The sequence below is a fragment of the Thermodesulfobacteriota bacterium genome (assembly GCA_040756475.1).
GTDB lineage: Bacteria > Desulfobacterota > Deferrisomatia > Deferrisomatales > JACRMM01 > JBFLZB01.
Map to the genome: position 1 here is coordinate 1 of JBFLZB010000152.1, position 11,019 is coordinate 11,019.

Genomic DNA, 11,019 nt, shown 5'->3' on the forward strand with positions numbered 1-11,019 from the left:
ACCCCGGCGTCTGGGCGCGTAGGGGCGCACAGCGTGCGCCCGGAGGGTTGGGGGTGGGCCCGAGGGCGGGCGCACGCTGTGCGCCCCTACGGGTGAAACTGCCGTATTCCCGAGCTCTCAGCCGCCACGCGAACCCACACGAATCGGAACAGAGCCGGTCTCCGGTCGGGGCCGTGGTTGCGGTGGGAGGTGTCCACCCGCCCGACTGCCCGGGCCAGAGCTACACCTCGAACCGCGCCCCGTCCGTCGCGACCACGACCGCTCGGCCGAACGCCTCCGCGGCGAAGACCGCGGGGTCGACCGCCTCGGCGGCCGGGTAGAAGTGGGTGAGCACCAGGCGCCCCACCCCGGCCCGGCGGGCCAGCTCTCCCGCCTGCCGGGCGGTGAGGTGCGCGGCCATTTCGGCGCTGGGGGGGAGGCTCGCTTCCAGCACCAGGAGGTCCGCTCCCCGGGCGAAGTCCTCCAGCTCCGGCGAGGGGCCGGTGTCTCCGGAGACCACCGCCGACCGTCCGCCGCGCTCGAACCGCCAGGCGAGGCTCGAGGGGAGGTGGCGCACCGCTCCCGCCCGGCAGCGAAGCTCCCCGAGGGCCGCCTCGCCTCCCGGCGCCACCTCCCGCAGGTCCAGGTCGTACTCCCGAGGCTGGAGCCAGGTGCCGAACGCCCCGGAGAGCCCCCCGAGAAAGTCGCCCAGACCAGGCCCTCCGGCCAGGATCAGGGGGCGGCACCGCGGTTCGTCGTCGTAGTTGGACGCGAAGAGGAGGGAGGCGAGCTCGGCTACGTGGTCCGGGTGGAGGTGCGAGAGGAAGACGCCGTCCAGGTCCCGATGGGCGACGCCGCTGCGCAGCAGGCCGTGGAGGGAGCCCAGGCCCAGGTCCACGGCAAGGCAGGCGCCCGGGGCCCGTACCAGCACGCACGGCCCGCCCCGGTCCAGGCGGGGGACGCAGGTGCCCGTGCCCACGGTGGTCACCTCCAGGGCGCTTGACAGGCCGGGGGGGCTTGTTAGCCTCGCCACTGCCGCCGTCCACCCTGCCGGGAGGCCGTCATGAAGGACCTCAAGGAGTTGGAGAGAAGCCTCAAGCTCAGCGAGAAAGAGCTCGACACCCTGGCCGACCAGCTCTCCCAGAAGGAGCTCGCCCTGCGCCTCGAGGTGGACCGGCTGCGCCTGGGGTTGGAGGGCATCCGTCGCTATCTCGCCGAGAAGGACCCGGGCTTCCCCGAGACCTACCGCACCTTGAAGCGCCGCATCATGCAGGAGGTGGAGGGGGAAGAGTGAGCCTTACCCCTTGAGCTTCCGGGCGACCCGGGCGACCCGCGCCCCCAGGAGCGCGCCGGCCTTCTCGGCCTCGGCGTCGGGTGCGCCCAGGCACGCGGCGCCGTAGTGCCCGCCGCTGTCGATGGGGTCGCCCACCACCACCATCTCGTGGATCAGGAACGCGTAGAGCATGCTCAGGATGGTGGTTTCCTTCCCACCCGTGTGGTGCCCGGCGGTCACGAAGGCTGCACCGACCTTGTCGCGCAGCTTGCGGCGCACCCCCACGCTGCGGTCGATGAGGTCCTTCATCTCGGCGGTCGCGGTGCCGAAGTACACGGGGCTGCCCAGGATGATGGCGTCGGCAGCCGCCAGGTCTTCCTTGGTCGTCTCGGAGGCGCGCTTCACCAGCGCCGCCGCGCCTTCGCTCTCCACGCCCCGGGCCACGGCCCGGGCCAGCTTCTCGGTATTGCCGCTGCGGCTCGAATAGGCGACGAGGACCTGCACCATGGGCGCTCTCCTTCCGGACAGGGTTGGTGGAGGGGGACCGGAAGAGGGGATTCTACCTGCGGCCGAGGGGCCGGGGTCAAGGAAGGGAATTGACACCCCCCGACCCCCTTGGATAGCCTAGCGCGTCTTCGACCGGCGGGTACCGCCGCCAGGAGGATCCCCGTGGGTTCTGGTCCTACGTCCTACAAGGCTGCGGGCGTCGACATCGACGCCGGCAACCGTCTCGTCGACCGCATCAAGGAGCTCGTCAAGCCCACCATCCGCCCCGAGGTCATGAGCCACGTGGGGGGGTTCGGCGCCGCGTTCTCCTTGACCGAGACTCCCTGCGAAAAGCCGGTGCTCATCTCCTCCACCGACGGGGTGGGCACCAAGCTCAAGGTGGCGTTTGCCGCCGGGGTGCACGACACGGTGGGCATCGATCTCGTGGCCATGTGCGTCAACGACGTGGTGGTCCAGGGTGCCGAGCCCCTCTTCTTCCTGGATTACTTCGCCACCGGCCACCTGGACGAGGCGGTGGCCGAAGCCGTCATCCGGGGCATCGCCGCCGGCTGCAAGGAGGCGGGGTGCTCCCTCATCGGAGGGGAGACCGCCGAGCTCCCGGGCATGTACGCCGCCAACGAGTACGACCTGGCGGGGTTCTGCGTGGGGATCGTGGACCGGGACCGGCTTATCGACGGCTCGGGCATCACCGTGGGCGACAAAGTGATCGGCCTGGCCTCCACGGGCGTGCACTCCAACGGGTACTCCCTGGTGCGCAAGATCCTCTTTGCCGACGGGGGGTACGACGTGGGCCACGTCTTTCCCGAGCTGGGGAGGCCGCTCGGCGAGGTGCTCCTCACCCCCACCCGCATCTACGTGCGCACGGCGCTGAACCTGATGCGCGACTTCACGATCAAGGGGATGGCCCACATCACGGGGGGCGGCCTGCCGGAAAACCTGCCGCGCGTCCTGCCCCAGGGCTGCCAGGCGGTGCTGGAGCGCTCGGCCTGGGAAGTGCCCCCGATCTTCCGGCTCCTCCAGGACCTGGGCCGGGTGGAAGACGCGGAGATGCTGCGCACCTTCAACTGCGGGGTGGGCATGGCGGCGGTGGTTCCCGCCCGGGAGCTCGACGAGGTGATGGCGCGGCTCGACGCCCTGGGGCAAAAGGCCTGGGTCATCGGGGAGATCCGGGAGCGGGAGGCCGCGGAACCGAGCCTGAGGTTCGCGTGACCCTGCGGCTCGGGGTCCTGGCCTCGGGCGGGGGCTCCAACCTCCAGGCCCTCCTGGATGCGGCCGCGGCCGGGCGGCTCGACGCCCGGGTCGCGGTGGTGGTGAGCGACAACCCCGAGGCCTATGCCCTGGAGCGGGCCCGCCTGGCCGGGGCCGCGGCCGAGGTGATCCCCGCGGCGGGCCTCTCCCGCGAAGACCACGACCGCCGCATCGTCGCGGCCCTGGAGCGCCACGGGGCGGACACGGTGGCCCTGGCGGGCTACATGCGCCTGGTGAGCCCGGTGCTGTTGCGGGCCTTTCCCCGCCGGGTCCTGAACATCCACCCGGCGCTGCTTCCCTCCTTTCCCGGCCTCCACGTCCACGCCCAGGTCATCGCCCACGGGGCCAAGTTCTCGGGGTGCACCGTGCACTTCGTGGACGAGGACATGGACACCGGGCCCATCGTGATCCAGGCGGTGGTCCCCGTGCGCGACGACGACACCCCCGAGACGCTGGCCGCCCGCATCCTGCGCGAGGAGCACCGGATCTACCCCGAGGCCCTCCAGTACCTCGCCGAGGGACGCCTGCGGCTCGACGGCCGGCGCGTCTTGCTCGATCCCCCGAGCCCCGCCTCGGGCACCCTGCACAACCCCTCCGTACGCTCCTGACCCGGACGTCCGCCATTTCCCCCTCGGCCGGCCTGCGCCTGACCCCCAGCGGCCACCTGGTCTTCCAGACCGGGGAGGGCACCTCGCCCCCCTGGGTTCACCAAGCAGCCGCGGCCTTTGCCGGGAGCCGGGCCGAGGGCTTGTTCACGCTGGCAGCCTCGGCCCCCCCCGAGGGGGGGCTGCCGCCCTCCCTTGCCTACTGGCGGGAGCTCGCCGGCCGGTACCTCGCCGCGCTGTGCCGCACCCCCGAGGGGGGCGACTCCCGGCTTTCCCCGGTGCCCCCGCCCACTCCGGGGGAGACGGCGGCTTTCCTCCTGCGCGCCCCCCCCATGGAGGGGGGCGAGTACCTGGGCGCCGAGCTCCTCGAGGAGGCCTGGGGGGATCTCGACCGCTGGGTGCGCCGAGAGGTCGCGGCCTCCGGCAGTCCCCTGTCGGACTGGCTCCAGGAGCACGCGCCCCTCTGGCACCAGGTGGGGAGGGTGTGCCTGCACCTGGCCGAGAACAAGCGCGACCCCGAGTACCCCTTTGCGTTCCTGGCCACCTACGCGCCCCGCCTCTCCCAGGCCGGGCGCGTCCAGTACCAGCCCCTGAGCCGCGCCTTGCAGGAGTACGCGGGTGCGCGCAACAAGGGCGCCCTGGTCCGCCTGCTCTCCCCGGTGCAGCGCGCCGCCGAGGAGAGCCCCCTCATCCGCGAGCTCGTGGCGTCGGGCGACCTCTTCCACCCCCTGGCGTGGACGCCGGCCGAAGCCTATGCGTTCCTCCAGCAGGTGGCGCTCCTGGAGGCCAGCGGCGTACTGGTACGCCTGCCCGACTGGTGGCGCCGGCGCCCCCGCCCCCGGGTGGGGGTGAGCCTGAACACGAAGAAGGGGAGCGCCCTCGGGATGGAAGGGCTCCTGGAGTTTCGGGTGCGTCTCGCCCTGGGGGACGAGGCCTTGAGCGACGCGGAGTGGGAGAGCCTGGCCCGGGGGCAGGACGGCCTGGTGCTCCTCAAGGGGCAGTGGGTGGAGGTGGACCGGGCCCGACTCGCCGAGGCCCTGGCCCACTGGAAGCGCGTCGAGGCCGAGGTGGCCGCGGGGGGCGGGATCTCGTTCGCCCAGGGGATGCGCCTGCTGGCCGGCGCGCCGGCGGAGCTCGAGGGCGCGGCCGCAGCCCTGGAGCAGACCCGGGAGTGGTCCTCCGTAGAAGCCGGCGACCGGCTCGCCGGGCTCCTGGAGGGGCTGCGCGACCCGGCCCGTCTCGGCCACCCCCGGCCCAGTGAAGGCCTCAGGGCGACCCTTCGCCCCTACCAGGAGCAGGGCGTGGCGTGGCTGCACCTCCTGGCCCGCCTGGGGCTCGGCGGGTGCCTGGCCGACGACATGGGCCTGGGGAAGACCCTCCAGGCGCTGGCCCTGCTCCTCATCCTCAAACAGGAAGACGGCGCCGGGGCGGGACCCTCCCTCCTGGTGCTCCCCGCCTCGCTCCTGGCCAACTGGAGGAGCGAGCTCGACCGGTTCACCCCCTCGCTCCGGGCCGTGTTCGTCCATCCCTCCGAGACCGGCAAGGATGCCCTCGAAGCCCTGGCGGCCGACCCGGCCGGCGCCCTGGCCGGGGTGGATCTGGTGGTCACCACCTACGGCATGCTCCTGCGCCAGCCCTGGCTGCACGAGGTCTCGTGGCGCCTGGCCATCCTCGACGAAGCCCAGGCCATCAAGAACCCCGGCTCCCGCCAGGCCCGGGCGGTGAAAGCCTTGAAGGCCCGGTCCCGGCTGGCCCTCACCGGAACCCCGGTGGAGAACCGCGCCGGGGATCTCTGGTCGCTCTTCGACTTCCTGTGCCCCGGGCTCCTGGGCAGCGCCAAGCGGTTCAAGGGCTTCGTCCAGGAGCTGGAGCGGCGCGAGGAGGGCGGCTACGAGCCCCTGCGCCGCCTCGTGACCCCCTACATCCTGCGCCGCCTCAAGACCGAAAAGCGCATCATCGCCGACCTGCCCGAGAAGACCGAGGTCAAGGTCTACTGCGGCCTGGCCAGGCCCCAGGCGGCCCTCTACGCCCGGGCGGTGGGCGAGCTGCGCACCGCCCTGGCCCAAGAGGATACCTCCGCCATCCAGCGCAGGGGCCTGGTGCTCGCCTACCTCCTGCGCTTCAAGCAGATCTGCAACCACCCGAGCCAGCTCCTGGGCGACGGCGCCTACGACCCGGAGCAGAGCGGCAAGTTCGAGCGCCTGGGCGCCCTGGGGGAGGAGATCGCCTCCCGGCAGGAGAAGGCCCTGGTCTTCACCCAGTTCCGGGAGATGACCGGCCCCCTGGCGGCGTTTCTCGCCCCGGTCTTCGGCCGGGAGGGGCTGGTGCTCCACGGAGGGACCCCCGTGGGGGCGCGGCGGGCCCTGGTGGAGGCCTTCCAGGACGAGGCGGGCCCGCCCTTCTTCGTGGTGTCCCTCAAGGCCGGTGGCACCGGGCTCAACCTCACGGCCGCCTCCCACGTCGTCCACTTCGACCGCTGGTGGAACCCGGCGGTGGAGAACCAGGCCACCGACCGCGCCTTCCGCATCGGCCAGCGGCGAAACGTCCTGGTGCACAAGTTCGTCTGCCGCGGCACCGTGGAAGAGAAGATCGACGCCCTCATCGAGGAGAAGACCGCGCTCGCCGGCGGACTCCTGGAGGGAGGGGGGGAGACGCTGCTGACCGAGCTCAGCGACGCAGAACTGGTGAAGCTGGTGGCCCTGGACATCGACCGGGCGAGCCTGTAAGGGCAGGGGACTCACGCGGGTCCCGCAACGAGGAGGGTGGAAGCTCATGGGCTATGGCGGTTGGGCACCCTACGTGCCCGTTGCTGTGCGGCGGGCCAAGGCGGCGCGCAAGGTCGACGCCCTGCGCAAGAAGGGCGCGAAGATCGAGTCCGTGGAGGTCGAGGGCCGCAAGATCGCCCACACCTTCTGGGGCCAGGCGTGGTGCACGCACCTGGAGGGCTTCAGCGACTATGCCAACCGCCTGCCCCGGGGGCGCACCTATGTGCGAAACGGCTCGGTCTGCCACCTGGGGGTCGAGCCGGGGCGGGTACAGGCCCTGGTGTGCGGCTCGGAGCTCTACGAGGTGCGCGTGGAGATCGGGCGCCTCGCCTCCGCCCAGTGGGCGGGGGTCAAGGAGCGCTGTGCCGGCCAGATCGGGTCCCTGCTGGACCTCCTCCAGGGCCGGCTCTCCAAGGGCGTCATGGCGGTGGTGACCGACCGGGCCCAGGGCCTCTTTCCCCTGCCGGGGGAGATGCGCTTTTCGTGCAGCTGCCCCGACTGGGCGTCCATGTGCAAGCACGTGGCCGCGGTGCTCTACGGGGTGGGGGCCCGCCTGGACCGCAGCCCGGAGCTCCTCTTTCGGCTCCGGGGCGTGGACCACGGGGAGCTGGTCGCCGTGGGGGCCGACGCCGTGGCCGCCGCCACGGGCCGGGGCGGCCGGCGCCGCCGGGTCTCCGAGGGCGATCTCGCCGGGGTCTTCGGCATCGAGCTCGCGGGGGAGCTCGGGACGCAAGCCGCTACCGCGCCGGAGGCGCCTGCCGAGCCCGAGAAGCTCGAAACGCCCGCCAAGGGCCGGGCGCCCGCCGAGCCCTCCGGAGCGCCCCCCCGAGGAAGGAGGAAAGGCCGCCCCCCGACCCCTCCCCCGGTGGAGCCGCGAGGCCGAAGGGTTCCGAGCAAGCCCACGGCCCGGCCGGCACCCCCCGCGGGCCCCACGATCCGGGTTTCGCGCGCTCCTGCGCCCCCTGCGCCGGTCGTGCGCTCGAAAGGGACGGCCGGCCGCACCCCCGGCGGAGTCGCCCCGACAGCCGCTCCCGGCGCCATCGCCCGGGCACCCGAGACCGGCGTCGCCGTCGCGAGGCTTCGCGCCGCGCTCGGGCTCACCCGGGCTGAGCTGGCCCGGTTGCTCGGGGTCAGCCCCGCCTCGGTGGGAAACTGGGAGCGGGCCCCCGGCAAGCTCCACCTCCAGGACCGCACCGCCGAGGCCCTGCAGCAGGCGGCCGGCCTGACCAAGAAGCAGGCGAAGGCGCGCCTGGCCCGGCGCGGCAACGCGAGGTAGATCCGCGGCGCCGGAAGACACGCCCGGCGGTCTCCGACAGGGTTCCAGCGCAGGCTTCCCGGCCGCCTGTGCCCTCCCGCGGGATTGTGCTAGCATGCCCCGACAGTCTGGAACCCCGACCAAGAGGGGCCGGCGACAGCGACCCTGGGCAGCAGACGCGAACACGGAGGACCCATGGCCAGAGGCGTGAACAAAGCGATCCTGATCGGAAACCTCGGGAAGGACCCGGAGATCCGCTACACCCAGAGCGGCACCGCGGTGTGCACCTTCAGCCTGGCCACCACCGAGCGGCGCAAGCAGGGTGAGGAGTGGGTCGACCATACCGAGTGGCACAACATCGTGGCCTGGGCGCGCCAGGCGGAGCTGTGCAACCAATATCTGCAGAAGGGGTCCACGGTCTACATCGAGGGCCGCATCCAGACCCGCAAGTGGCAGGACAAGGACGGCAACAACCGCTATTCCACCGAGATCGTGGTCAACGACATCCAGTTCCTGAACCGCACCAAGGGGCAGGAAGGGGGCGGTTACCAGGGCTCACGCGGCGGAGGAGGCGGAGCGCCCCGGGCCGGCGCCGGCCCTGCTCCGGGAGGCTCCGCTCCGATTGCGCCGGCCGGAGGCGCTCCCGACGACTTCCCGGGGCCCGAAGAACCGGGCTTCGACCCGAACGACGACGTACCGTTCTGACTCCCGGCCGACCGCAGGGGGGCGGGCGACGGGCCCGCGGGGGCTGCGCAGGCCGCTCGCAGTCGCAGCCCTCCTGGGGCTCCTCGCCTTGTGGGGGTGCTCCGGCCTCCTCCTCCACCCCCAGCGGGAGCACGTGCCGAATCCGCGGCTCGCGGGAGTCGAGCGGGAGGACGCGTGGATTCCCGCCCCGGACGGGGTGCTGCTGCACGGGTGGGTGCTCCGGCCTGCGGCGCCCCCGCGCGGCACCTGCGTCTTCTTCCACGGCAACGCCGAGAACGTGAGCACCCACGTCAACGCGATCCTGTGGCTCGTGGAAGCAGGCTACCAGGTGGTGGCCGTGGACTACCGGGGCTTCGGCCGGTCCGGGGGTGAGGCGGACCTGGCGGGCACCCACGCCGACGCGCTCGCCACCCTGGCATGGGTCTTCCAGCGGGCAGACGTGGACCCCGACAGGGTCTTCGTGCTCGGCCAATCCCTCGGAGGAGCCGTGGCGGTATACGCGGTGGCGCGCTCGCCCCACCGGAAGCGGGTCCGCCTCCTCATCGTTGACAGTGCCCCGGCAGGATACCGCCGCATCGCCCGGGAGAAGATCGCCCGCCTCATCCTCACCTGGCCCTTCCAGCACCTTCTCGCCCTCGGCTTCGACGACCGCCACAGCGCGGAGCGCTGGATCGGAAAGGTATCTCCCGTGCCGGTGCTCCTCCTCCACGGGGGTCGGGACCGGATCGTCCCGGTGCGCCACGCACGCCTCCTCCACGAGCTCGCGCCCGACCCCAAGGGCCTCTGGATCGTCCAGGACGCCGGCCACATCCAGGCCCTGGCCCACCCCCCCCTGCGGGAACACCTGCTGGAAGTCCTTCCGGATCTGCTGCGGGGGGTCGTGCCGCCCGAGGCGGGCGAACGCCCGTCGAAGAGGGGGGCAGAGTCCCCGTAGAAGGCGGCCAACCCCGGTTCAGGGGCCCGGCCCCTCCTCACCCCTCCTCCACCACGATCCCCCCTTCCCGCAGGAACCCGTCTTCCCGAGCCACCCGGAGGAGGTCGCGGGCCTCGGCGGCGTGCTCGGAAGCCACGAGGATGCGGCGCTCGCCCAGGGGGCCCAGGGTGACCGGGTAGGGGGTGATGGTCATGTCGAGGACCCGGGCCTCGATCCCCGCCGAGGCGAGGACGCCGGTGACGGCGAAGGCCTCGATGTGGTCCAGGGCCACGTAGACGAGGGTGAGGGAGGGCAAAGCCAAGGGACCTTCCTCCAGGCGGGGGATGCGCGACAAGCCCGCAAACCTGGGTCTCAGGGCTCCTGCGGGAGTTCGTCCCCTTCGTCGGCGGGCACGTCCGGCGAGGCTTCGAGCCACGAGTCGAAGTCGGGCAGGCCGGCCCGTCTCCGTCGCTCGCGGAAGTACGCCTCGGTCTTCAGCGCCGAGACCTTCTCGGCGATGGCCGTGACGAAAAACTGATTCATGGAAACGCGCTCTTCCTCCGCCACCTTGCGGGCGTAGGCGATGAGCGAGTCGGGGAGACGCAGTGCGTAATTGGCCATGATCACTCCTGCATGGACAGCCTCGCCAGGAATTGCTGCGGGGTCCAGAGCGCGAGGCGAAACCTCTCTGCGGCGACCGAGAAGCCTGCCGTGTTGTGGGTCACCAGACCGTGGGCCCGGCCGTTGAGGGCGGTCTCCAGCACCATCTCGTCCTTCGGATCGCGGGTCTGGGGCCGCCACAGGTAGAAGAACGCCACCGGCTCGACCAACAGGCACAAGGCGTCGAGGAAACCATCGGTCTGAGCTGCCGTGCGGCGCGACGCCTCGAGCTGGGTCGGCCCCTTGAGGATGGCCTCGTACTCGAGCATCAGCGGCACCGATGCCAGGGCCACGAATCGCCCGTCCCGGAGCGCCCGCAGCACGGCGAACGAGGCGCCGTTGCGGCTTCGGGAAGCGGCGACGAGCATGTTGGTGTCGAGGACGGCGCGCAGTCGCGTCATATCGCAAATGATATGAGCACTGGGGCCGCCGGTCAACTCGGGTGTGGAATTCTGGCGGAGCCGCCTCCTTGTGGGCAGGCGCGGCGTGTGCTACCTAGTAGGGCCTTCCCAGAACTCGTCCGTTGGGAGGCATGCGATGCTGCGCAGGTCGATTCTCATGCTGGTGGCCCTGGCACCCTTTCTCCTCGCCATGGGAGGCGGTGGAGGCGGGCCGGTCTCCGAAACGATCCCGCGGCCCAAGGAGAGCTTCTCGGCGGAGCTCCTGGACAAGCAGGGGGTGGCCACCCGGGTCTCGTTCCTGGCCTGCGGCGGGAAGACGTTCTTTCCCCTGGACCGTGGCGAGGGGACCCTGATGGTGCCCTTCTCCAAGGTGCGGCGGCTCACGGTGGGGGCCGAAGAGGGGGGCCGGGTGGCGGCCACGGTGGAGGTAGAGGGGGGCAAGACCCTGGAGGGAACGCTGCCCCGCACCCTGCTGTGCACGGGCGAGACCGAGTTCGGCAACTACCAGGTGGAGGCCCGCGGCCTGCGCTGGATCGCCTTCGGCCCCTAGGGGCGCGACGGGCCGCCGCGCCCCCCTATCCGCTCGCTGACCGCTGACCGCTGACAGCGGCAACGCCTCGCTAGAAATCCTTGAAGACCAGAGATCTTCAGCACTGCGTCAAGCTTCGGGGCGGGCAGGGGGCCTCCCCGGAGGGGGCGCAGGCGGCC

The 11,019-nt window shown here is 72.1% G+C and carries 13 protein-coding genes; 8 read left to right on the forward strand and 5 right to left on the reverse strand.

Features of this window, described 5'->3' with window-relative positions; genetic code table 11:
* Positions 1 to 220 precede the first annotated feature (220 nt).
* Positions 221 to 1,012, reverse strand: a complete 792-nt coding sequence (locus AB1578_17715; GenBank protein MEW6489730.1) for an MBL fold metallo-hydrolase — start codon at positions 1,010 to 1,012, stop codon at positions 221 to 223.
* Positions 1,013 to 1,042: 30 nt separating this feature from the next.
* Here AB1578_17715 and AB1578_17720 point away from each other — a divergent pair, with 30 nt between their 5' ends.
* Positions 1,043 to 1,273 carry a hypothetical protein gene (locus tag AB1578_17720; GenBank protein MEW6489731.1) on the forward strand — a complete coding sequence of 77 codons (231 nt, stop codon included), beginning with the start codon at positions 1,043 to 1,045 and terminating at the stop codon, positions 1,271 to 1,273.
* Positions 1,274 to 1,276: 3 nt separating this feature from the next.
* Here AB1578_17720 and AB1578_17725 read toward each other — a convergent pair whose 3' ends face one another.
* A complete protein-coding gene (locus AB1578_17725; protein MEW6489732.1) occupies positions 1,277 to 1,759 on the reverse strand; it encodes a flavodoxin family protein in 483 nt (160 codons plus the stop codon).
* 162 nt (positions 1,760 to 1,921) lie between these two features.
* Here AB1578_17725 and purM point away from each other — a divergent pair, with 162 nt between their 5' ends.
* The 6 genes from purM to AB1578_17755 all read left to right on the forward strand — a co-directional run bounded on the left by purM (position 1,922) and on the right by AB1578_17755 (position 9,271).
* The gene (purM, locus tag AB1578_17730) at positions 1,922 to 2,968 is read left to right on the forward strand and encodes a phosphoribosylformylglycinamidine cyclo-ligase (protein MEW6489733.1); all 1,047 of its coding nucleotides are present in this window, start codon (positions 1,922 to 1,924) and stop codon (positions 2,966 to 2,968) included.
* On the forward strand, positions 2,965 to 3,615 hold the full coding sequence (purN, locus tag AB1578_17735; GenBank protein MEW6489734.1) for a phosphoribosylglycinamide formyltransferase: 651 nt from the start codon (positions 2,965 to 2,967) through the stop codon (positions 3,613 to 3,615). Before purM ends, purN begins: the two co-directional genes overlap by 4 nt.
* A 140-nt stretch (positions 3,616 to 3,755) precedes the next feature.
* On the forward strand, positions 3,756 to 6,338 hold the full coding sequence (locus tag AB1578_17740) for a DEAD/DEAH box helicase (protein MEW6489735.1): 2,583 nt from the start codon (positions 3,756 to 3,758) through the stop codon (positions 6,336 to 6,338).
* A 46-nt stretch (positions 6,339 to 6,384) separates the two neighbouring features.
* Positions 6,385 to 7,653 carry a helix-turn-helix domain-containing protein gene (locus AB1578_17745; protein ID MEW6489736.1) on the forward strand — a complete coding sequence of 423 codons (1,269 nt, stop codon included), beginning with the start codon at positions 6,385 to 6,387 and terminating at the stop codon, positions 7,651 to 7,653.
* Between the two features lie 174 nt (positions 7,654 to 7,827).
* Positions 7,828 to 8,337 carry a single-stranded DNA-binding protein gene (locus AB1578_17750; GenBank protein MEW6489737.1) on the forward strand — a complete coding sequence of 170 codons (510 nt, stop codon included), beginning with the start codon at positions 7,828 to 7,830 and terminating at the stop codon, positions 8,335 to 8,337.
* 133 nt (positions 8,338 to 8,470) lie between these two features.
* On the forward strand, positions 8,471 to 9,271 hold the full coding sequence (locus AB1578_17755; protein ID MEW6489738.1) for an alpha/beta fold hydrolase: 801 nt from the start codon (positions 8,471 to 8,473) through the stop codon (positions 9,269 to 9,271).
* Positions 9,272 to 9,308: 37 nt separating this feature from the next.
* Here AB1578_17755 and AB1578_17760 read toward each other — a convergent pair whose 3' ends face one another.
* The 3 genes from AB1578_17760 to AB1578_17770 are packed head-to-tail and all read right to left on the reverse strand — an operon-like array spanning position 9,309 to position 10,311.
* Positions 9,309 to 9,572: a DUF2007 domain-containing protein gene (locus AB1578_17760; GenBank protein MEW6489739.1), complete on the reverse strand. Its 264-nt coding sequence runs from the start codon at positions 9,570 to 9,572 to the stop codon at positions 9,309 to 9,311.
* A 50-nt stretch (positions 9,573 to 9,622) separates the two neighbouring features.
* Positions 9,623 to 9,871, reverse strand: coding sequence for a hypothetical protein (locus AB1578_17765; GenBank protein MEW6489740.1), 249 nt, complete (start codon positions 9,869 to 9,871; stop codon positions 9,623 to 9,625).
* A gap of 2 nt (positions 9,872 to 9,873) precedes the next feature.
* Positions 9,874 to 10,311: a putative toxin-antitoxin system toxin component, PIN family gene (locus tag AB1578_17770; GenBank protein MEW6489741.1), complete on the reverse strand. Its 438-nt coding sequence runs from the start codon at positions 10,309 to 10,311 to the stop codon at positions 9,874 to 9,876.
* Between the two features lie 136 nt (positions 10,312 to 10,447).
* On the opposite strand from AB1578_17770, the gene AB1578_17775 reads away from it, so the two are divergent.
* Positions 10,448 to 10,861 (forward strand): hypothetical protein, encoded by a 414-nt coding sequence (locus AB1578_17775; protein MEW6489742.1) that lies wholly within the window; start codon positions 10,448 to 10,450, stop codon positions 10,859 to 10,861.
* Positions 10,862 to 11,019: the final 158 nt, after the last annotated feature.